This is a genomic window from Alphaproteobacteria bacterium, from assembly GCA_030739735.1.
Taxonomy (GTDB): domain Bacteria; phylum Pseudomonadota; class Alphaproteobacteria; order UBA7887; family UBA7887; genus UBA7887.
Window position 1 is genome coordinate 1 of sequence record JASLYQ010000003.1, and the last position, 21,900, is coordinate 21,900.

21 protein-coding genes and 1 pseudogene are annotated in these 21,900 nt (G+C 61.5%); 10 read left to right on the forward strand and 12 right to left on the reverse strand.

Annotated elements, in window-relative coordinates; translation table 11 throughout:
- On the forward strand, positions 1 to 395 hold a 395-nt coding region (locus QF629_02320; GenBank protein MDP6012371.1), incomplete at its 5' end, for a hypothetical protein.
- A 12-nt stretch (positions 396 to 407) separates the two neighbouring features.
- On the opposite strand, the gene QF629_02325 is transcribed toward QF629_02320, so the two are convergent.
- The 5 genes from QF629_02325 to QF629_02345 all read right to left on the reverse strand — a co-directional run bounded on the left by QF629_02325 (position 408) and on the right by QF629_02345 (position 5,265).
- A complete protein-coding gene (locus QF629_02325) occupies positions 408 to 1,526 on the reverse strand; it encodes a hypothetical protein (GenBank protein MDP6012372.1) in 1,119 nt (372 codons plus the stop codon).
- Between the two features lie 134 nt (positions 1,527 to 1,660).
- Complete coding sequence (locus QF629_02330) at positions 1,661 to 3,166, reverse strand: di-heme oxidoredictase family protein (protein MDP6012373.1); 1,506 nt, start codon at positions 3,164 to 3,166, stop codon at positions 1,661 to 1,663.
- 200 nt (positions 3,167 to 3,366) lie between these two features.
- Positions 3,367 to 4,110 (reverse strand): VOC family protein, encoded by a 744-nt coding sequence (locus QF629_02335; GenBank protein ID MDP6012374.1) that lies wholly within the window; start codon positions 4,108 to 4,110, stop codon positions 3,367 to 3,369.
- Positions 4,111 to 4,120: 10 nt separating this feature from the next.
- Positions 4,121 to 4,942: a methyltransferase domain-containing protein gene (locus tag QF629_02340; GenBank protein MDP6012375.1), complete on the reverse strand. Its 822-nt coding sequence runs from the start codon at positions 4,940 to 4,942 to the stop codon at positions 4,121 to 4,123.
- Between the two features lie 20 nt (positions 4,943 to 4,962).
- Positions 4,963 to 5,265, reverse strand: coding sequence for a nitrous oxide reductase accessory protein NosL (locus QF629_02345; protein ID MDP6012376.1), 303 nt, complete (start codon positions 5,263 to 5,265; stop codon positions 4,963 to 4,965).
- A 116-nt stretch (positions 5,266 to 5,381) separates the two neighbouring features.
- On the opposite strand from QF629_02345, the gene QF629_02350 reads away from it, so the two are divergent.
- The 5 genes and pseudogenes from QF629_02350 to QF629_02370 all read left to right on the forward strand — a co-directional run bounded on the left by QF629_02350 (position 5,382) and on the right by QF629_02370 (position 9,841).
- On the forward strand, positions 5,382 to 6,581 hold the full coding sequence (locus QF629_02350; GenBank protein ID MDP6012377.1) for an acyl-CoA dehydrogenase family protein: 1,200 nt from the start codon (positions 5,382 to 5,384) through the stop codon (positions 6,579 to 6,581).
- A 5-nt stretch (positions 6,582 to 6,586) separates the two neighbouring features.
- A pseudogene (locus tag QF629_02355) lies at positions 6,587 to 6,955 on the forward strand (CoA transferase).
- Between the two features lie 131 nt (positions 6,956 to 7,086).
- The gene (locus tag QF629_02360) at positions 7,087 to 7,926 is read left to right on the forward strand and encodes a MaoC family dehydratase N-terminal domain-containing protein (GenBank protein MDP6012378.1); all 840 of its coding nucleotides are present in this window, start codon (positions 7,087 to 7,089) and stop codon (positions 7,924 to 7,926) included.
- 10 nt (positions 7,927 to 7,936) lie between these two features.
- Positions 7,937 to 8,818, forward strand: a complete 882-nt coding sequence (locus tag QF629_02365) for an alpha/beta hydrolase (GenBank protein MDP6012379.1) — start codon at positions 7,937 to 7,939, stop codon at positions 8,816 to 8,818.
- Positions 8,819 to 8,827: 9 nt separating this feature from the next.
- Positions 8,828 to 9,841: an aldo/keto reductase gene (locus tag QF629_02370; GenBank protein MDP6012380.1), complete on the forward strand. Its 1,014-nt coding sequence runs from the start codon at positions 8,828 to 8,830 to the stop codon at positions 9,839 to 9,841.
- A gap of 149 nt (positions 9,842 to 9,990) precedes the next feature.
- On the opposite strand, the gene QF629_02375 is transcribed toward QF629_02370, so the two are convergent.
- The 7 genes from QF629_02375 to QF629_02405 form a co-directional block, all read right to left on the reverse strand.
- Positions 9,991 to 11,787 (reverse strand): acyl-CoA dehydrogenase, encoded by a 1,797-nt coding sequence (locus QF629_02375; protein MDP6012381.1) that lies wholly within the window; start codon positions 11,785 to 11,787, stop codon positions 9,991 to 9,993.
- Between the two features lie 158 nt (positions 11,788 to 11,945).
- Complete coding sequence (locus tag QF629_02380) at positions 11,946 to 13,349, reverse strand: FAD-binding oxidoreductase (GenBank protein ID MDP6012382.1); 1,404 nt, start codon at positions 13,347 to 13,349, stop codon at positions 11,946 to 11,948.
- Entirely contained in the window at positions 13,346 to 13,618 is a 273-nt protein-coding gene (locus QF629_02385) for a hypothetical protein (protein MDP6012383.1), read from the reverse strand. The genes QF629_02380 and QF629_02385 overlap by 4 nt, the downstream gene beginning before the upstream one ends.
- A 698-nt stretch (positions 13,619 to 14,316) precedes the next feature.
- Positions 14,317 to 15,255, reverse strand: a complete 939-nt coding sequence (locus tag QF629_02390) for an L-threonylcarbamoyladenylate synthase (GenBank protein ID MDP6012384.1) — start codon at positions 15,253 to 15,255, stop codon at positions 14,317 to 14,319.
- A complete protein-coding gene (locus tag QF629_02395; protein MDP6012385.1) occupies positions 15,252 to 16,415 on the reverse strand; it encodes a pyridoxal phosphate-dependent aminotransferase in 1,164 nt (387 codons plus the stop codon). The genes QF629_02390 and QF629_02395 overlap by 4 nt, the downstream gene beginning before the upstream one ends.
- Positions 16,412 to 16,708, reverse strand: coding sequence for a hypothetical protein (locus tag QF629_02400; GenBank protein ID MDP6012386.1), 297 nt, complete (start codon positions 16,706 to 16,708; stop codon positions 16,412 to 16,414). The genes QF629_02395 and QF629_02400 overlap by 4 nt, the downstream gene beginning before the upstream one ends.
- 41 nt (positions 16,709 to 16,749) lie before the next feature.
- Positions 16,750 to 18,276: an altronate dehydratase family protein gene (locus tag QF629_02405; protein MDP6012387.1), complete on the reverse strand. Its 1,527-nt coding sequence runs from the start codon at positions 18,274 to 18,276 to the stop codon at positions 16,750 to 16,752.
- Between the two features lie 211 nt (positions 18,277 to 18,487).
- Between QF629_02405 and QF629_02410 the strand changes: the two genes are divergently transcribed.
- The 4 genes from QF629_02410 (at position 18,488) to QF629_02425 (ending at position 21,859) form a co-directional block, all read left to right on the forward strand.
- Positions 18,488 to 19,213, forward strand: a complete 726-nt coding sequence (locus QF629_02410; GenBank protein ID MDP6012388.1) for an SDR family oxidoreductase — start codon at positions 18,488 to 18,490, stop codon at positions 19,211 to 19,213.
- Between the two features lie 63 nt (positions 19,214 to 19,276).
- Positions 19,277 to 20,128: a fumarylacetoacetate hydrolase family protein gene (locus QF629_02415; GenBank protein ID MDP6012389.1), complete on the forward strand. Its 852-nt coding sequence runs from the start codon at positions 19,277 to 19,279 to the stop codon at positions 20,126 to 20,128.
- A 7-nt stretch (positions 20,129 to 20,135) separates the two neighbouring features.
- Positions 20,136 to 21,110, forward strand: coding sequence for a D-glycerate dehydrogenase (locus QF629_02420; protein ID MDP6012390.1), 975 nt, complete (start codon positions 20,136 to 20,138; stop codon positions 21,108 to 21,110).
- A gap of 8 nt (positions 21,111 to 21,118) precedes the next feature.
- Positions 21,119 to 21,859 carry an SDR family oxidoreductase gene (locus QF629_02425; protein ID MDP6012391.1) on the forward strand — a complete coding sequence of 247 codons (741 nt, stop codon included), beginning with the start codon at positions 21,119 to 21,121 and terminating at the stop codon, positions 21,857 to 21,859.
- Positions 21,860 to 21,900 lie beyond the last annotated feature (41 nt).

Here is a 21,900-nt window from a genome sequence, read left to right on the forward strand (position 1 = left end):
GCGGTCCCCTTATTCTCGCGGGTACGGTGTCGTTGGGTTCTTCTGCCTGCGGTGTCGTTGTTGATGATTCCGATGTTGTCTCGCCGGCGTGTAACGAAGACGCTGTGTTGCGCCAGGATGATCGGCTTATCCTGCGTATTTACCACCCCAAGAATGGCGTACAACACGATCTCACGTACAAGATTATTGACAGATTTTCCTTGCCGCAGCCGTTTCGCGTTAGCCCCATCATCGATATGAACGGCAATCCGCGCTTCACCGAGTATATCGTCGAGGCCTATACGGACCGCGACGGTCGTGCTGGTGAGGTGGGCGACGGGGAGGTCTTCGCGACCAGTGGAGAAACAGTGTCGCTCGGAACTACGGACCTGGCTCTCGAGTTGACCGCTCAGTAAGCGCTCTTAGTTTTACGAAACTTCCGCCGCCCGCGTCAGCGCCACACGGGCATTGGCATCTGCAGTTTCCTGTATAAAGCTCGTCGCCACGGTCAACAAACCTCGGCTTTCCTCGCCGCCGGGCTGATGGCGGGCAAATTTCACCTGATCGCAACTCTTGAGAAAATTTTGCGTGAGTTCACGTTGCATGGCGACGAGGGCAACTGCGCTCGGTTCGGCGATGGCGCTGACGACCTCGTCGGTCGTACGTTCAGCGGCCCGTAGACCAAACCGCCAATCGAGATAGCGACGAAAAATGGCCGATAATCGCACGTGAAAAATATCGATCTCCTCGGCTGTTGCGAACCGCATGTCTTCCAGGTTGGCAAGAGCCGCGAGCGCCAGCTCATGGGCCGGCGCCATGGGCACAGGCTTCGCCCGGGGTGGCTGTGAGAGCCGTTGCCGTAGCCACAGGCCGAGCAGGATAGTCGTTAGGATACATGCCGCGACAATGGCATAGGGCTGCCATACGATCGGGGTCGGCGGTGGTGGCAGCAGGGTGACCGGCGGCAGGATGTCCTTAGGCTTGGTGATATCGGCGTCGGGGGGTAGCACTGATGTAACCTCAATCGCGATCGGTGCTGTGCGCATGAACTCTGACGTAACCGTATATCCACGCTCAAAATTTTCTACTTTGCACTCCTCGCGGTAAACACATGCAACGGAAGGCAGGTTACTCGAATCCAATATCGATAAGAGTAAGGTTGGCATTGAATGAAAGCCAGGTTCTGTCGGTTCAAGAATATAGCGCCGTTGACTTCTATGCAGCTGATCGCCGGAGTTTCTGATTGCTTTCTTTGGCACCTTGATTTCTTTGACGACTTTGAAGGCGCCCCATTCCCCACGGACATGGGGAAACGTCACCAGGTACCAAGGTAGGGTATCAACCGTGACCGTGACCTCGACCGGATTGACGATAGGCGTGACGCCGATGTTCGCCGATACCACTATCTTAGTTTTTTCGTCGCCGCTTTCGGCAATGAAACCGAGCTCGCGGCGCGGCACGCTATCGTCGATGCCTTGCGCATGACCCGGCCCTGCGTGGCTCACCACAAAAACTGTCAGGGCGATGAGGCTGAGGCACCTGATCATGGCCGGGTTCAGAACTCCGCTTGGCCGTATCCAAAGACTTGGAGGCTGCCGATCGTTAATCGCACGCCGGTTTACTCCGAGTGTCACTTTAGCCCGCAGCTTTCGCATTTTGTTGGTATGGATCAAGAGAAACGCTAGAGCGACGCGAGGAAGGCCAAGAGCGCGTCCCTGTCGGAGCTTGACAGCTCGATCACCGTGTCACGTGCTACCTGTGCTTCGCCACCATGCCAAAGCACGGCCTCCATGAGTCCACGTGCTCGTCCGTCATGCAGGAAATTGTTGTGCATATTGACGCGATGGACCAGGCCGATGCCCCATAGCGGCGGCGTGCGCCATTCCCTGCCGGAAGCGGCGTAATCCGGACGGCCGTCTGCCAGGCCTTCGCCCATGTCGTGCAGCAAGAGGTTCGTGTAGGGCTGAATGGTAATATTGGTGAGTTCGGGCAGGGCCGGATCTGAGCCCGTGCTGAGCGTCGGCGTGTGGCAGGCGGCACAGCCGATGTCGTCGAAGATCTCTGCGCCGCGGTGCGTTGCGGGGTCGTGGACGTCGCGCTTCGCCGGCACCCCCAAGGAACGGGTATAGAGTACCAGCGTCGCGAGGCGTGCGTCGTCGAGCTCCGGCGCATCAGTGATGTGGGTCTCGGCGCAGGCGGCCTGTGCTGCAGGGCAATTTTCCTGCGGAAAGACCGATGTGGTTAGTCCCATGTCGCCATGCGCGGCGGCCGCCACTTGGGTATAGAGGTTCGGCGTGTTCGCCTTCCAGCCGAAGCGGCCGATCGCTTGTTGCCCCGAGACGGGGTCCCATACTCTGTTGACGCGACCGGAAATTCCGTCGCTGTCCGCGTCATCCGGGTCAGCGTTAGCTTCGATTGTCGCTTGCTCCACCGCCTCTAGTAAGCCAAGGCCATAGATTGCTGGTGCCACGCGCGGCGATACCAGAACATCCGCGCCGACAGGGCCGTGTTGCAGGTCTCCAAAGGCGTAGACGGGTTGGCGCAGGCTGAAGGGCTCACCATCCGCAAAGCTACCGGTGATCTCGCGATATTCGATCGTCACGCGGCCTTCACGTGGCACGCCGACGATGCCCTTGTCCTGCAATTGACCACCGTAAACGGGGTGGGGCAGCGGCCCGCCATGCGCGGATTTGCCGGGCACGCTGAGCCTGACCAGCATCGATTCCATCGGCTTGTCCACAGTTGCCGGCGGCTGGCCGCGGCCGTCCTTCAAATGGCACCCGGAGCAAGAGTTTCTGTTGAAGGTCGGGCCTAAGCCGTCGAAGCCGTCCTGCACTGTGCTTCTTCCCGACCAGCGTACGCGAAATAATTTTCGACCCAAGGCGAAGGCGCGCAGCCGGTCTTGATCGAGCGTGGAGATTGGTGCAGAGAAGGCCTCCCGAGATCGAGAAAATGTTGTCGCTGTGCCGGCGGATAGTCCCGCCATGGCCAACTCCTCGGGTGCAATCGGAGCGCCGAAATTCAGCCAGGCCCAGCGATTGAACTCGGCGGCGTAGCTACCTTGCCCGGGGACCCATACATCCTCATCCGTAAGCTTGAGCATGGCCACGGGAGGCTCACCAGCCCGCGCCACGCTGCCCGCTGCCAGCGCCAGCCAGAAAAGACATAACGTGAAGATCCGTAACACAGACGATCCCTCCGGCGATTTTGCCAGGGTCACGCTATCATGCGGCCCTGCCTGACTCAATTTCTCGCCATCCGATCACGGCTTAAATAGCCTAAATGCTACGTTCGAAACGAGCCGTCTTGAGGCGCCTCAACCGGAGATGTTCACCTTGTCCTTCCTGGTCAAGGTTTCGTAAAGCTCGTCGCTGATCTGAAAGCTCTCTAGCGAAGATTGAAGACAGTGCCGCAGAGCGTGACGCTGTCATCGGTATGGGGTAGGTCGGCTTTCGCCGCTGCTGCCAATATGGCGGTACGGGCTTGGGTTGCAACATCGAGCGAGAGGATACCGTCGCCGCCGGGGCGGAAGCGCAGCTTGGCATTGGGTAGGGCGAGCGTGACCGGATCGATAAGATCGTGCTGCAGGATCTCCGCCCACTGCTGCGCCATGGTTGGCGGGTCGGCGGCCGCGATGTCGACGCCGGTAATCGCGCTGATCCGCCCAGTCTGCACATGGTCGCGCCAGTCAGGGCCGGCCGGGGGCCAGTCGCACATGGGCTCGTGGATTGCCGTGACGCCGGGTTGGGATTCGATCGACAGCAGAATACCCCCGACATCGTGTGGATGATATTGGCCCGCGATATGGTTTGGTCGGTCGATATTCCAAATGATGCGAATGCCCATATCGGCGATGCGCTGGCGGTCGCGGGCCGCATCGTCCGTTTGCAAGATCACCATATAGCCGCTGTCGCCGCCGCGTCTTGCCATGTAGCGGCCTGCGGCCGTGTTCTCCTCGACTGGCGAGACGATCTCCAGAAACTCGCCACCGATCGGGGCCAGGATGTTTTTGAGACCGAAGACGCCGACATTGGGGTCGCGATAGCCGACCTCGATACCGAGTATATCATGCAGGAGCGTGACTTGGGCCTCGAGATCCGTTGCGACAAGCGCGATTTGGCGAAGTCTCATTGCGTCTCCCTCATTCTCGGACCGGTGCTACTTGGTAGACCTCGCGGCAGATGAGCCCCGATGACACACCCTCGCGGCGTTTGCGTAGTGTGGCTAACCGCTGACCTTGCCGAGCGTCACCGCGCAGCGCGGCCAGGCGCAAGGCGTGCCGCTCCTCCTCCTCGATAAGCGTATCGGCGGTTTGCAGGAATCCGGCGGAGACGTCGATATGTTTCGTGATCCGCCAATTCACCATTTCCAGCATCGTCACGTAGTCGAAAGGGGTGTCAACGAAAGCTGGACCCGTGTCGGCGGCCTTTTCCGCTTCTGTTTTGCTGAGGCCGGGGCATATGGCAAGGACCGAGAATACCATGGCTCCGGTCGGACGAAGGACCCGTCGGCATTCGCGCAGGACATCGAGCTTGGCTTCCAGGCAGCACAGAACGTCGGAATGGTGGATCGCATCGAAGCTGTTGTCGGCAAAGGGAATCGCGCCGGCATCGGCACGCACCGGCTGACAGCGCCCCGCCGTGTCGTCTTCTGCCGCCCGGCGCGCAGCCGCCTGCAAGCCGCTAAAGGGTAGGTCGAGCAACATTGCCTCACAGCCGCTGGCCGAGGCTAGATAGAGACCTGGCCAACCGCAGCCGGTACCAACATCGAGCAGTCGCCTTCCGGGCGCCAATCCCAACATGTCCGCCGCCGTGTCGGCCTCCTCGCGGGTCGTCCAGCTGCTGGCACCATAGGTGCAGCCGCACACGGATTTCTCAATCTCATGGAGTAGGGCGTCGCCGGCGAGCTTGTATTCGTTCGAGAAGCCGTCGATCAGGGTAGTTTCGGCATCGGTCAGTGGCATGTGGTCTCTCGGCAGATACGTTAGTGAAAGGCGAGCACCGCCTCCATCGGTATGCCGCCAAACGCTGCAACCTCGCCACCGAAATCAGCGGCAAAGGCCAGCGCAGCCTCTCTGGTCGAGAATGGTACCGTTTCTACCGCGCCCATGCTACCGGCGCGACTACCGCTGACCATGTACCACGCGGTGGCGCCGTCTATCCGCGCGGACGGAGCCGCATTGTTCCAGTCGACCTCAACCATATCCATGATGTGGAAGGCGCTAACGCCCTGCGGCATCTCCTCACGGCGCTGGTAGGCGTTGCCCGCGCGGATCGGCATTCTCATCTAGGCTTTGACATAGAAGATAGCGAATGTGCCCAACGTGGCCTTTTTGCCAGCTTGTGAGCCTTTCGGCGGGCCGATATGTTGCGATTGCGAAAGGCACAAAACGACAGGCGAGTATGATGGGCGGTGTGGAAGTTACTGCCGGTGAAGGCGTAGCGGTCCCGATCGGCGAGACCTATCCTGAGATACGCGACGGCGTGCGTACGCTTTGCCAGGATTTCCCCGGTGAATACTGGCGCGCTCTCGATCGCGAGCGGGCCTATCCGACGGACTTCGTCAGGGCTTTGACCGAAGCGGGCTATCTGGCTGCTCTCATTCCCGAGGAGTATGGTGGTAGTGGCCTGCCCATTTCGGCAGCCGGCGCCGTGCTGGAGGAGATCCACCAGGCCGGCTGTAATGGCGCCGCCTGCCATGCTCAGATGTACACCATGGGTACCGTGCTCAAGCATGGCTCGGAGGCGCAGAAGCAGCAGTATCTGCCTAGCATCGCCTCCGGAGAGTTGCGCCTGCAGGCTTTTGCCGTGACCGAGCCGACCACGGGCTCCGATACCACCAATCTCCGCACTACGGCGGTACGCGACGGCAACGGCTATCGTGTCAACGGGCAAAAGGTCTGGATCAGCCGTACGGAGCATTCCGATCTCATGGTGCTGCTTGCGCGCACCACATCGCGCGAAGAGGTGGCATCGCGGCGTCAGGGCTTGTCGGTGTTTCTTGTCGATATGCGTAGCGCGGTCGGTGAGGGGCTCACCATCCGGCCGATCAGGACCATGATCAACCACGCCACGACAGAGCTGTTCTTCGACGACCTGCATATCCCAGCCGACACCTTGATCGGCGAGGAGGGGCGTGGCTTTGACTACATTCTCGATGGCATGAATGCCGAGCGCATCTTGATTTCCTGGGAAAGCCTGGGCGATGCCCGCTTTTTCATTGATCGCGCAAGCGCCTATGCCAGCGAGCGCGAAGTCTTCGGGGGGCCGATCGGGAAGAACCAGGGGGTACAGTTCCCCATCGCACGTGCCTGGGCGCAATTGCAGGCGGCTGAGATGATGGTCCGCAAGGCTGCGGCTTTGTTCGAAGCAGGCAAGCCCTGTGGGCCGGAAGCTAACACCGCGAAGCTGCTCGCCTCGGAAGCGTCGTGGGCCGCGGCCGAGGCCTGTCTACAGACCCACGGCGGCTTCGGCTTCGCCGAAGAATACGACATAGAGCGCAAATATCGTGAGGCGCGGCTCTATCAGATCGCGCCAATCTCGACCAATATGATCCTCGCTTATATCGGGCATAAGGTGCTTGGTATGCCGCGCTCGTACTGACCACGATGACGACCGAAGCGCCTCCTCTCGACGGCATCCTGGTCATTGCGCTCGAACAGGCGGTGGCGGGGCCGCTGTGTTCGTCGCGTTTGGCCGACGCCGGTGCCCGCGTTATCAAGATAGAGCGCTTGGAAGGCGATTTCGCGCGCAACTACGATCACGTAGTGGATGGTGAAAGCGCCTATTTCGTCTGGCTTAATCGCGGCGAAGAATCATTGACGTTGGATATAAAAAACCCTGGTGATCTATCTGTTTTAAAAGCAATATTAAGAAAAGCGGATATCTACATTCAGAACCTGGCGCCGGGTGCGGCGGCACGTGCCGGGGTTGGCAGCGAGGAGATGCGGGAGGCCAATCCGCAACTACGCACCATCGGCTGTCCAACGCAAAACGGCGAAGTAGGCGTGATCGCTCCAGCTCTCGTTGACCTAGCAGATGATACAACTTACCGGCCGGTGCCCGCTCTTGGCGAGCATTCTGAGGCCATACGCAAGGAGTTCGCAGCATGAGCGAGGCCCTGACCGACTGGGTGGGAAGCACCCGTGTCAGCGATGATCTGATTGCGCCGTTTCAGGCGCGCGGCATGGCGGCGGCGCTCGACTATGACAGCGCGCCGGGCGAGGGTGAGGCTTTGCCGCCAGGTTGGCACTGGCTCTATTTCCCCGATATCGCGGCGCAGTCGGCGCTCGGTCTGGACGGGCACGAGGCGCGCGGCGAGTTCCTGCCGCCTGTGCCGTTGCCGCGGCGCATGTGGGCCGGCAACAGATTGGTCTTTCACCGCCCCTTGATTATCGGTGCCAAGGCACGCCGGGAGTCGGATATTGTCTCGGTGGAGGAGAAGAGCGGTCGTGCCGGTGCGTTGGCCTTCGTCACTGTGCATCACCGCTACCTGTCGGGCGGTGAGCTGGCGCTGGAGGAATGGCATGACATCGTCTATCGCGTGCCTGCGGCGCTCGATGCCGAGCCGCCGCCGATCCAGGCGCCACCGTCGGAAAGGCAGTGGCGACGCGCGCTGGTGCCCGACGAAGTGATGCTGTTCCGCTATTCGGCCGTCACCTTCAACGGCCACCGTATCCATTATGACCATCCCTACGTAACCGAAGAGGAAGGCTACGAAGGCCTGATCGTGCACGGGCCACTGACCGCCAGCCTACTGCTCGACCTCGTGGCGCGCGAAGCGCCGGAGCGTACCCTCGCCGGTGTGCGTTTTCGCGCTATGCGGCCGGTCTATGCCGGCCGTGCCCTGATCGTGGAAGGTGCGGCGGACGGCGATGGCCGAGGATCTGCCTGGGCGGTGGATGCCGATGGCGCCATGGCCATGCGGGCCGATCTAACATTTGCTTGAGAGGACAGCAGTGGCCGCGCAGAATCCCGGACCTACCTCACACAGTTACGTCTCACAACGGCTACGTCTGCATTATGTGGACTGGGGCAACGAGGACGCGCCGCCGCTCCTAATGGTGCATGGCGGGCGCGATCACTGCCGCAACTGGGACTGGGTGGCCCAGGCGCTACGCGAGGAGTACCACATCATCGCGCCCGACCTGCGTGGCCACGGTGATTCCCAGTGGATGATTGGCGGCACCTACGAGCTAACCGACTACGTCTACGATATCGCCCAGCTCCTACATCAGACCAAGCTAATACCGGTCCGCATTCTCTCGCATTCTCTGGGCGGCATGATCTGCCTGCGCTATGCCGGGCTTTATCCGGAAAGCGTGACGCATCTGGTCTCGATCGAAGGCCTCGGCCCGTCGCCGCGGGTGATCGACGAGGCCATGGGCAAGCCGCTCGACGAGCGCCTGCGTAAGTGGGTCAATACCTTGCGCAAGATCTCCGGCCGCCTGCCCCGGCGCTATGCCAGCGTCGAGGACGCCTTGGCCCGCATGCAGGAAGAGAACCCGCATCTGTCGCCCCAGCAGGCGCGCCATCTCACCGTGCACGGCGTCAATCAGAACGAGGATGGGAGCTATAGCTGGAAGTTCGATAACTATGTCCGCATCTTCCCGCAGACGGGTTTGAGCGAAGCACAGGTGGCGCAGCTTTGGCGGCGCATCACATGTCCGGTGCTGCACGTGCGCGGCAGCGAAAGCTGGGCCAGCGATCCGGAGCAGGATGGCCGTGTAGACCACTTTCAGAACACGCGCGTGATCAATTTCGAGGGCGCTGGACACTGGGCGCACCATGATCGCACTGATGATTTTGTTGCTCTGATAAGAGACTTTCTAGCTGACTGAGGTTACCCCATGGAGACACGCAAGCTCGGCCACTCCGGCCTGACCGTTTCGCGCCTTTGCCTCGGCACGATGATGTTTGGTGGGCAGACCGACGAGAAGACTTCGCGGCGCATTATCGATATGTCGCGCGATGCCGGGATCAACTTTCTCGATACCGCGGACGCCTATAACGCCGGCAAGTCCGAGCGAGTGGTTGGGCGCGCCATCAAGGCAACCAGGGATCACTGGGTTGTGGCCACCAAAGTGGCGCAACCTATGCACCGAGACAATCCGAACATGCGCGGGTTGTCGCGTCGTTGGATCACGGAGGGGCTTGATGCCAGCCTCAAGCGCCTTGGCGTTGATGCCGTGGACATTCTCTATTTTCATCGTGACGATCGCACGGTGGCGACCGAGGAGGCTATCGATGCGGTGGCAACGGCTATCCGGGCGGGTAAGACACGCACCTTCGGGCTGTCGAATTTCCGCGCTTGGCGTCACGCCGATGTCGTGCGGCTCTGCGATGCCATGGGTGTGCCGCGTCCCGTCGTTAGCCAGCCCTATTACAACGCACTCAACCGCATGCCAGAGGTCGAGCTGCTAGAGGTTTGCGCCAATTTTGATATGGGTGTCGTGCCTTATAGCCCGGTCGCACGCGGCGTGCTGACGGGCAAGTACAAGCCCGGCACGGCACCGCGCAAGGGAACCCGCGCGGGTCGTTCTGACAAACGCATGATGCAGACAGAATTTCGCGAGGAGTCGCTGCAAATAGCCGAGAGGGTCGTGTCTCACACCAGCGATCGCGGCATGAACCCAGTGCATTACGCTATTAATTGGGTGCTAGCAAATCCGTTAGTTACAGCAACTATCGTCGGCCCGCGTACCGTCTCGCATATGAAGGATTATCTTGCCAGCAGCGAGCACGCTTGGACGGCTGAGGATGAGGAGCTGATCGCGGCTTCGGTGCCGGCGGGGAACCCCTCCACGCCAGGCTATACTGACCCGGAATATCCGCTGACGGGGCGGCCTGTGGAGGCAGGGTGAATGCACCGGATGGGTGTATCGCGATAGGCGTTATGGCCAAACAATCCATGGCGATCCTACGGTTTGATTTATCACCTGAGTAGAAGTGGTGTTGAAATTGCTAGGTTTTGCGCAGGTAAAGATCACGATCGAATAGCTTATGACCCTTCTCAAAGTTCAGCCTCTGGAATTGCCATGACGGTCGCCTTTGCGGCCATGATAGGTCTCGCTTCCGCCGCTGCTGGAGCCAAATATTGGCTGGCATAGTGGCGAGCGGTGTCGAGCTTGGCGGTGTAGAAGGCCTCGTCATCCGGAAAATGGTCGATCTTGGAGTCGGCGACCTGAGCGCTCTTGGCGAGCTGCCAACCGCCGGTGATCCAGCCCAGCATGCGCATGTAGCGTGTGGCGCCGGAAGCGGCGGCGACGGGATCCGCACGAAAGGTCTCGGCGATCCATTTCGTTGTTGCAGCAAGGGCGTCGATGGCAGGTGCGAGGTCGCTGCCGATGGCGGTCAGCGCTTCGTGGTCGCTGGCTGAGCAGGCGCGCGCCGTCTCTCGCATCTCTTCGATCATGGCCCGAGCTACACCGCCGCCGTCATGCTGCAGCTTGCGGCGCACCAGATCGAGGGCCTGGATACCATTGGTGCCTTCGTAGATCATAGTGATACGGGCATCGCGCAGGTGCTGGGCCGCACCCATCTCCTCGATATAGCCAATGCCGCCATGCACCTGCACGCCAATCGAGGCTACGGCGAAGCCCTGGTCGGTGCACCAGCCCTTGACCACTGGCGTGATGAGGTCGGCGTAGCCTTGCGCACGGGCGCGAGCTTCCGGGTTGGTCTTGCGTGTCGCGGCGTCCAACGCGCTGGCCAGCGAATAGCAAAGCAGGCGCATGGCCTCGATCTGGCTGCGCATGTCCATTAGCATACAGCGCACGTCGGGATGGCGGATGATAGCCACGGCCTCGTCTGAGCGTTCACCGATCATGGTGCCCTGGACGCGGTCGCGGGCATAGTCGAGCGCCGCCTGGTAGGCGCGCTCGGCGATCGCCAGCCCTTGCACGCCGACGCTGAGGCGGGCCGAGTTCATCATCGTGAACATGCACTGGATGCCGCGCTGCTCACCGCCGATCAGCTCCGCGTGAGCGCCGCCGTCGTCTCCATATGACATGACGCAGGTGGGGCTCGCCATGTGCCCCATCTTATGTTCCAGAGAGACTGGGCGCAGATCGTTATGCTGGCCGAGGCTGCCATCGTTGTTGACTAGCACTTTCGGCACGATGAATAGCGATATGCCCTTGACGCCTTCGGGCGCGCCTTGCGTGCGGGCGAGAACGAGATGGATGATGTTCTCGCTCATGTCCTGATCGCCGTGAGTGATGAAGATCTTGGTACCGGTGACACGCCAGCGTTCGCCGTCGCGCATCGCCCGGCTCTTGAGCGCGCCCACATCAGAGCCGGCGTTGGGCTCAGTCAGGTTCATCGTGCCTGCCCATTCGCCCGAGATCAGCTTGGGCAGGTATTTGGCTTTCTGCTCTGGTGTCCCGTGGGCCTCGATGGCTTCGATCGCGCCCTGGCTTAACATCAGTCCGTCGGCAAGCCCCATATTGGCCGACTGCCACATCTCGCCGATGGCCGTCGCCATGGTTACGCCGAGCCCCATGCCGCCGTGCTCTACGTTGCCGGCGACCGAGGGCCAGCCCGCCTCGCACCACTTGCCATAAGCCTCGACCACGCCATCGGGCATGCGCACGACGCCGTTGACCAGTTGCGCGCCTTCGAGGTCGCCTGGTTGGTTGAGGGGTGCGAAGACCTCGGAGGCGAACTTGCCTGCCTCGTCGAGCACCTGGCCCACTAGGATCGGCGTCAGTTGCTCCAGGCCATCGAGCTTGGACAGGGCGTCGAGGCCTATCACCTCTTCCAGCACGAATCGCATGTCGCGCAAGGGGGCCGTGTATCCAGTTGCCATGGGGGTCGCTCCGTGTCACGAGTTGGGTGTTAGAAGGGTGGGAGGTCTAGCGTCTCGCCGACGGCACGACCGAACGTGACCTGCTGCTCGTGGGTGAGACTGTGGTCGGCGACCCACACGCCGGTGGCCGATTGTCGCCCTGTTGGCGAAGGCCGCACTCAGATTACCTTGCCGGGGTTCATCAGCCCATGCGGATCGAGCGCCGCTTTGATCGCGCGCATCATCTCGATCTCGACGGGCTGGCGGTAATGGACCAGCGCCTCGCGCTTGAGCTGACCGATGCCGTGCTCTGCCGAGAAGCTGCCGCCCATCTCCATCACCAGGTCGTGGATGACGGCGTTAAGCTCTTCCCAGCGAGTGAGAAATTCCACTTTGTTGGCGCCTTCGGGTTGGGTGACGTTGAAGTGGATATTGCCGTCGCCGGCATGGCCGAAGGGAACGGGGCGGGCGGCTGGGATGGTCTCCTCGGTGAGCGCCGTGGCGCGGCGCAGGAACTCGGGCATGCGGCTCACCGGCACCGAGACGTCATGCTTGATGCTACCGCCTTCTGGTCTCTGAGCCTCGGAGACGTTCTCGCGTAGGGCCCAAAGCGCCCGGGCCTGCGCCTCGCTGGCAGCGATGGTGCCGTCTAGCACCAGGCCATCCGCCATGGCGGTTTCGAGAATAGTCTCCATCACCGCATCAAGCCCGGCGTTGCTGGCCGGCGAGGTCAGTTCGACGAGCACGTACCAGTCATAGTGTTGGGTGAGGGGGTCCATCGTACCGGGGATATTGCGCAGCACGAAATCGACGCAACGACGCGCTTCTAGCTCGAATGCCGTCACCGTGTCGCCGCTCGCCTCGCGGGCGCAGGTCAAAAGCGTTAGCGCGGCTTCCGGATCGGACACGGCTAGCCAGGCGGTGCATGTGCTGCGCGGAATCGGCGAAAGCTTGAGCATCGCCGCGGTGATGATGCCGAGTGTACCTTCAGCGCCGATGAAAAGTTGCTTGAGGTCGTACCCGGTATTGTCCTTGCGCAGCGCTCGCAGACCGTCCCAGATCTGGCCATTCGGCAGCACCACCTCGAGGCCCAGCACCTGCTCGCGTGCCATGCCGTAACGCAGCACGTTGGTGCCGCCGGCGTTGGTAGAGATATTGCCGCCGATGAGGCAGCTGCCTTCGGCCGCGAGACTGAGCGGGAGCAGGCGCTCGGCGTTCGCCGCTGCGGCTTGCAGATCTGCCAGAACGCAGCCAGCTTCAGCGCACAAAGAGTAATTGGCGGCATCGACCTCGCGGATTGTGGTCAGGCGTGAGAGCGAGAGTATGATCGCATCGCCGCTGTCGTTCGGCACCGAGCCGCCGACCATGGACGTGTTGCCGCCCTGGGGCACGATGGGAACGCGCGTGTCGGCGCACAACTGCACCACCGCGGCAACCTCCGCCGTGTTCGCGGGACGCACTAGGATCGACGTCTTGCCCCGATACTTCTCGCGTTGATCCAGCAAATGGGGCGCGAGTTGGTCTGGGTCGGTGATACAGCCGATATCGCCGACGATCGAGCGCAGGTGGTCGGTAATCATCATTGGCCGCGGTACCGAAACGACGACAATGTTTTGCCGTTGCGGGTCTTAGCGAGATCGTCGAGGAGGTGCAGCGTCACCTGGGATTCGAGGATGTTCGAGACTGCCAAAATGCTTTCGGTATGGTCCGGATTGGGAATGCCGACGAGGTGCAGATGCACAAGCCCCTCGACGCTGATCACATTGAGCTCGAAGGAGGAACTGTCATCTTCCTGAGCAGCAGAGATCGGCGGAAACAGAACTAAGCTCGCGGCGACGACGGCGGCACGCATGGCAAATCTCCCTCCAAATCGTAACGATCGGTACCACATTCGTCGGGTGGCCGGAACCGCTTCCGATATCGTAGTCTGCATGAGATGAGGTCGCAGCAGAAAGCGAATCTGGTGGAACCGTATCGGGAGACACTCATCGAAGTGGACGCGCGCGCCGACCAAAAGACGGGCTTTGCCGCCATCGCTGTCGCCTATGGCGAACCGCATCGCCATTGCCACACGCTCGAGCATATTGCTGTCTTTCGGAACGCATTGTACTTAGTTCGGCAATAGGTGCAAGAGTCGAGGTAGCTGGCGCTGATCATTTGGCTCGATAACGTCGTCTGTGACACACACCTTAGAGATAACGAAGTGTGCGGTGCCGCCTGAGCCGAGGCGTTCTGTGGTGGCGCCGGCCTGGACCACATGAGTCGGCCGATAGTGGACGTGATTCTAGCAACCAAATATGCGGCAATTGTGTCGGTGGAGACACCGCGCTACTCGTCGGTTTGAATCTCTCTATCTTAGGCCAAAATTCCCAGACCCTCGGCCGGTACGGCGCACAGATTAGGCATAAATACGCCTGGGTACCCGCGCTCGTCTATCGCCGAGCGCGCGGCGAAGTCGTGCAAGGCTTTCTCGGCCGCCCGCAACATATCTGAGCATGGACGCAAAGCGCCGGCTCGAGGATCAGACTCGTGCCAATTTGCGGCAAGCGCTTATCGTGCTGCAGCGCGCCTGAGCCGGTCGTTGATGGCGCCGCCGAGACCATCGTCGGGGATCGCGGTGACGGCGATAGCCCTAGCGCCGTAATCGTCGAGCGCGTGCAACATGGCGAAGAGATTGGCGGCAGCTTCGGCGAGATCGCCGGCGGGGCTGAGATTGTGCACGACAGAGGCGCCATCCAGGACACTCGGGCCGAAAGCAAGCAAGGCCTCGTCGGTGTCGACGCCCGTGGCGTTGAGACGCAGGGGTGTGTGCGGGGCATAGTGGCTGAGCAGCTGTCCCGGCGCTTTCGGGACGTGCGCATCACCTTTCCCGTCGCGGATATCGATGATGGTCGCGATGTCCTCGCGCGTGATGGCGCCCGGGCGTAGAAGGACGGCTGGGGTGACGGAGAGATCAACGATGGTCGATTCCACGCCGATGGAACACGGACCGCCGTCGAGGATGAAGTTGACTTTGCCGTCGAGATCATTGGCTACATGCTGCGCCGTGGTCGGGCTGAGACGGCCAGAGCTGTTGGCACTCGGCGCGGCAATCGGGCAGTCGACTTCCGCCAGCAAGGCCTGGGCAACTGCTGCAGCGGGGCATCGCAGGGCCACGGTGTCGAGGCCGCAGAGGGCGAGCATGGATATGGTGCAGTCAGGCCGCTTCGGCAGCACTAAAGTGAGGGGCCCCGGCCAATAGGCCTCGGTCAGCGTAGTCGCGTCCTGGTCGAAAACCGCCTGGCGCTCGGCCGCGGCGCGATCAACGACGTGGGCGATCAGCGGGTTGAATTCGGGCCTGCCCTTGGCTTTGAATATGCTTGCCACGGCATGGTCATTTGTGGCGTCGGCGCCAAGGCCGTAGACGGTTTCGGTGGGAAAGGCGACCAGGTCGCCGCCGCGCAGCTTCGCTGCCGCGTACGCAATCTCTTCCGGTGAGATGGCGCTCACGCGTCGAGCAACGGCGCCAGACGCTCGAAGGCCTCGGCCAGCAGCTCCGGCGACTTGGCATAGCAGATGCGCAGGTAATCCTCGCCGCCTTCACCGAAGGCTGTTCCCGGCGCCACGCCGACATTGGTTTCGTCCAGGATGCGCTTGGCAAAGACGCGGCTGTCGTCCACGCCATCGACCGCGAAGAAGGCGTAAAAGGCGGCCTCCGGGCGGGTCAGACGTACGCGGCGCATGGCGCCGAGGCGTTGCTGCACCATATCGCGGGCGATGCGATAGCGGTCCGCCATATTGGCTACGAAAGGCTCGCCGTCACGGATCGCCGTGATGCCGGCATACTGGGCGTTGGTGCTGGGGGAGGCCACGTTGTACTCGCTCAAGCTCTCCAGCGCCTGGCCGATCGAGGCCGGCGCTGTGATCCAGCCCAAGCGCCAGCCGGTCATGGCCCAAGTCTTGGAGAAGCTGTTGACTACTAGCATCAGATCCTCGGGCTCGGCGAGTTCGAGAAATGAGGGCGCATAGGGCCGGTCGTAGATGATGCGGGCATAGACCTCGTCGGCGATCAGCCAGATGCCACGCTGGCGACAACGGGAAAGCACTTCGGCCTGGGTCTTGCGGTCCATCATCCAGCCCGTCGGGTTGCTCGGCGAATTGACGCAGACGGCGCGGGTGCGCCCGTCACACGCCTCGAACAGGCGGTCGATATCGAGTGCCCAGCCGTCACCGCTACGTTGCAGCGGCACCTGGCGCGCCTCGCCGCCCATGATCTCGACGCAGCGGAAGAAATTGGGCCACAGCGGGGTGACAAAGACGATGTTGTCGCCCGGCTCTACAAGCAATTCGGCGATCATCATGAGCGCGTTCATGCCAGCCGAGGTCACTGTGATACGGTCGATGTCTAACGCCATGCCGTACAGGGCGTTGGTGTAGTCGCTGATTGTGTCGCGCAGCTCCGGCACGCCACGATTGTGGCTGTAAAAGGTCTCGCCGGCGCGCAAGGCCGCATCCGAGGCGGCGATGATGAAATCCGGCGTCGGCAGGTCGGGTTCGCCGAACCAGAGCGGGATGACGCCGGGCCGGTCCATGCCGACATGGGCAATCTCGCGGATGCCCGAGTGCTGCAGCTCACGCACTTGGGTGCGGATGTGATCGGTGGCACTCATAGGCAGCTTTCTTTCGCTGTGCCGGCATGTTTCTGTGCGAGCTGTGGCGCGTCGATCAGCTCGCATGCAGCGCGGCTGCAATGGCCTAGGCCCATCTGGTAGTCGACGAAGACCGGTCCCATAGGCGCCTTCTGAGAATAGGCGAGCATCGTCTCCGCCATAGCGCTGTTGGGCGTGGTGACCACGGCAACGGCGCCTAATCCGCTCACGATATCCGACATCAGCGCGATGGTGTTTGGATCATCGTCGACCACAACCAAGATCGACGGCTTGCCGAGATCGTAAAAGGCCATGACGCTCCAATATCGGCCATTTTTTGCCTGTGCGTAGATGCCTACATGTAGGCGCCGATTTGCCAGGGCACAAACTCGTTGTCGCCATAGCCAAGTGCCTCGCTCTTTGTGGGCTCGCCTGACGCTGTGGCGAGGATCTTGTGGAAGATGCGCTCGCCGACCTCCTCGACGCTCTCGTCGCCATCGACGATCGGTCCGCAATTGATATCCATGTCCTCTTCAAGGCGCTGATACATGGTGCTGTTGGAGGCAAGCTTTAAGATAGGTGTCGGCTTGCAGCCAAAGGCCGAGCCACGTCCGGTGGTGAAGCAGACCACGTTTGCGCCACCCGCCACCATGCCGTTGACCGAGGTCACATCGTAGCCTGGCGTGTTCATAAAACAGAAGCCCTTTTCCGTAACCAACTCGCCATATTGGTAGACATCGACTAGATTCGTCGTGCCGCCCTTGGCGACGGCGCCGAGGGACTTTTCCAGGATGGTTGTCAGCCCACCCGCCTTGTTGCCGGGCGAGGGATTGTTATTTAGCTCGGCGCCGTGTTTTTCGGCGTACTCCTCCCACCACAGGATATGCTTGACCAGCTTGTCGCCGACCGCTTTGGAGACCGCACGCCGGGTGAGCAGGTGCTCGGCTCCGTAGACCTCGGGCGTTTCTGCAAGCACCGCGGTGCCGCCATGACGTACCAACAGGTCCGCCGCGGCACCCAGTGCCGGATTGGCGGTGATGCCAGAATAGGCATCTGAGCCGCCGCATTCGAGACCCAGGACGATATGGCTCGCGGGCACGGCCTGGCGTTCAGCCTTGTCGGCCTCAGGCAGCATCTCGCGGATGCGCGCGATGCCCTCCTCGATGGTTTTGCGGGTGCCACCCGTGTCCTGGATGGTCATGGTTGAAAGCATTTTGCCAGTCTGCCAGCCGTGCTGTTCGATCATGCTCGAGATTTGGTTAACCTCGCAGCCGAGTCCGACGGCGACGACGCCGGCGAAGTTAGGGTGCGACTTGTAGCCGTTGAGTGTGTTCTGCAGGAACTCCCAGCCGATGCCGTAGTTGGACATGCCGCAGCCCGAGCCGTGGGTCAGCGCTACCACGCCGTCGATATTGGGATAGTTCGCCAGGGCATCGCCGCGAAAGGCGTCGGCAATATAATTTGCCACCGTCGCCGAGCAATTCACCGAACTGATGATGCCAATGTAGTTACGCGTTGCCACGCGACCGTCGGCACGCATGATGCCCTGGAAGGTAGCGCACTCCGCTTCCGGCACGAAAGCCGTATTGCAGGCATCGACGCCATAGGCGTAGTCACGCTTGAAGGCTTTCATCTCGACGTTCTGGGTGTGAACGTGCTGGCCGGCCGGAATCCCCTCGGTCGCGAAACCAATGATCTGGTTGTATTTGCGCACTGCCTCGCCCGCCGCGATAGCCTGTGTTGCCACCTTATGGCCGGCGGGTATCTCCGCGATGGCCAAAATCCCTTGGGGAGGAACGGGAGCGCCGGCGACGATGGTTTGTTTGGCTGTGACCACGTTGTCCGCCTGATGCAGGCGGACGGTCAGAACTTGGTCGGACATGCGAACCTCGCGAGCTTCTATAGTTCTGATAATTCGCAGCAAATATGGCCATTCCAGCACCTCGCGCAAGCACCGTTTGCCGACAATGGCAAAGTCCTTGCCGCCACAACCGTCGCGCCGGTATGGTCGCGCCGCCAGATCAGGAGGATAGCGACGGCATGCACGGGGTCGAAATCGGGTCGCGAGTGGCCCAGAAAAATAGTTTCATTCGATGAGCCTGGCAGGCAAAACGGCACTGATTACGGCTGCCGGCCAGGGTATCGGGCGCGCCACGGCCGAGCGCTTTCTGGCCGCCGGCGCAAAGCTTTGGGCAACGGATATCGATACTGCCAAGCTGGGGGGTCTCGATGGTGCCAAGACCTTCACCCTCGATGTCACCGATGCGCAAGCGGTTGCCTCTGCGTGCGAGCGCACGGGTCCTGTGGACATTCTATTCAATTGCGCCGGTTATGTCGCTGTCGGTAGTCTGCTCGACTGCGATGACGAGGACTGGGAACGCTCGTTCGACATCAACGTTGATTCCATGCGCCGGACCATCACCGCCTACCTGCCCGGGATGGTCGAGCAGGGCTACGGTCGCATCGTCAACATGGCCTCGGTCGCGTCCTCGGTGAGCGGGGTGAAAAGCCGTGCCGCATACGGCACTACCAAAGCGGCCGTTGTAGGTTTGACCAAGTCGGTTGCAATGGACTACATCGAGCATGGAATCACGTGCAATGCCGTTTGTCCTGGAACTGTTGAGACGCCATCGCTCGGAGAGCGTATTCAGGCCTTCGACGACCCCGAGGCCGCGCGGCGCATGTTTATCGATAGACAACCCATGGGCCGCCTCGCGCAGCCCGATGAAATCGCCGGACTCGTTGCCTATCTCGCATCAGAGTCCGCAGCGTTTATGACCGGCCAGGCAATCGTGGTGGATGGAGGCATTAGCCTCTAAATCACATGATTGCCCAGCTACTTTTGTAACTTTCTATCGGCCCTGAAGGGGTTGGGAGGCAACATGAAACTCGTACGTTACGGCCGCGCTGGTAGGGAAAAGCCTGGTCTCGTCGATGCCGACGGTAAGCTGCGCGACCTCAGCGGTAAGATCGACGACATAACGCCAGATCTGCTGAGCCCCAAGTGCATGGCCAAGCTTGCGCGCTACAACCCGAAGCGTCTGCCACTGGTAAAGGGGCGCCCGCGTCTCGGCGTGCCATGGTCACCGGTCGGCAAGATCATGTGCATCGGCCTCAACTATGTCGATCACGCCAAGGAGACCGGCAGTCCGATCCCCACGGAACCAATTCTCTTCATCAAGGCCAACAGCGCTCTCAATGGCCCGAACGATACCGTGATCATGCCCAAGGGCTCGAAGAAGTCAGATTGGGAGTGCGAGATGGGCGTGGTTATCGGCACTGCCGCCAACAACGTGACGCAGAAAGCCGCGCTAAGCCACGTTGCCGGTTACACCATCTGCAACGACGTTTCCGAGCGTGAGTGGCAGATGGAACACGGCCCGACCTGGACCAAGGGTAAGAGCTGCGACACCTTCGGGCCGATCGGCCCGTGGCTGGTCAGCGTCGACGAGGTGGAAAATCCGCAGCGCCTCGCCATGTGGCTCGACGTCAACGGTGAGCGCCGCCAGACAGGCAACACCAAGACCATGATCTTCGGCGTTGCCAAGCTGATTGCCTATCTCAGCAAGATCATGACGCTCAACCCGGGCGACGTGATCTCCACCGGCACGCCGCCCGGTGTTGGTGCTGGCATGAAGCCGCAGACCTTCCTCAAGAAGGGTGACGTGATGACCCTTGGCATCGAGGGTCTTGGCCGGCAGCGCCAGAAGGTCGAAGCCTGGAGCCGCAAATGAGCCAGGCATGAAGCCTTCCGTTCTGGTTGTGAGCTGGGCGTCGGAGGCGGTTCTCACCGATCTCCGGCGCCATTTCGATGTCTCACATGTCGATATTTTTGAGGATGGAGTGCCCGATGCGGCCGAGCTGGCACGCCTAGCCGAGGGCAAGGACGGTCTGCTGATCCATATGATTCCAGTGAGCTCCGACTTGCTCGTGGCGGGCAAGGGCAAGCTCAAGGTGTTGGCGAACGCTTCAGCCGGGGCCGACAATGTCGATCTCGAGACAGCGACCGCCGCTGGCATACAGGTCACCAATACCCCAGGGGTTCTCACGGACGCGGTGGCCGATTTCGGCATGGCCATGGTGCTTGCGGTCGGCCGACGTCTTGGCGAGGCTGAGCGCTATGCTCGTGCCGGCAAGCTCGACACTTTCTCGTTTCCCTTGTTCTGGGGCACTGCCTTGCAGGGCGAGACGCTCGGCATCGTCGGCATGGGCCGCATCGGCCAGGCGCTGGCGCGCCGAGCCAAAGGCTTCGGTATCGACATCGCCTATCACAACCGCAACCCCGTTGCGCCCGAGATCGAGGCTGAGCTTGGTGCGACCTGGATGCCGTTCGACCGACTGCTGGCCGAGGCCCGTTTCGTGCTGCTGTTGACGCCGTTGACGCCTGAGACACGGCACTTGATTGGCGCGCCGGAGCTCGCAGCAATGCGCAAGGACGGCTACCTGATCAATATCGCCCGCGGCCCCGTGGTGCATGAAGAGGCGCTGTTGACGGCGCTGCAAGAGGGCCAGATCGCTGGAGCGGGTCTCGATGTCTACGAGTTCGAGCCCAAGGTCACGGACGGCCTCAAGTCGCTCGATACTGTCTTTCTGACCCCGCATATCGCCAGCGCTACGGTGCAGTCGCGCCATGGCATGATCGAGATCGCGGCGGCGAATCTGAAGGCGGTGTTATTCGGCGAGCCCGTCCCCAATCCCGTGAACACGCTTGACTGAGGCAGGACATGGCACGCGCGATCGATCTTTCCGGTAAATCAGCGGTAGTGACGGGCGGTGCCTCCGGCATCGGCTACGGCATCGCCTTGGCGCTTCAGGAGGCTGGCGCCGAGGTCGCCGTGACCGGGCGCAGCAGCGAGACCATCAAGGCTTGCGAGCACAGCACGCCCTACGGTGAGTTTGCCGTCCATCGCCTCGATGTGACAAACGACCTGTCGATCGAGGAGTTCTTGTCGCAAATTCCGCGCATTGACATTCTTGTAAACAATGCCGGCACCATCGTGCGCCAGGGCAAGGAATACCAGCCTGACCAGTTCGCCCAGGTGGTCAACACCAATCTGATCGGTGCCATGCGCATGAGCCATGCCTGTCTCGGCAAGCTGGTCATCGCCAAGGGCGCGATCCTCAATATCGCCTCGATGTTCAGTTTCTATGGCTCGCTGGCGACGCCCGCCTATGCTGCGAGCAAGGCCGGGCTGGTTAATCTGACTAAGTCGCTGGCTATCGGCTGGGCGGCGCAGGGTCTGCGCGTCAACGCCATTGCGCCGGGTTGGATCGAGACCAAGCTGACTGCGAGTCTCTCGGAGAGCCAGCCCGAGCGCTACCAAACGATCATCGAGCGGACGCCCATGAAGCGCTGGGGAAGGCCGCAGGAGATCGGTGATGCAGCGCTGTTCCTGTGTTCGCCGGCGGCCTCGTTCATCACCGGCCACACCCTGATCGTTGATGGCGGTTACGCGGCGGCCTAAGCACCCGGTGCTAGCTGCTGCTTTGCAAACGGGGCATCCTT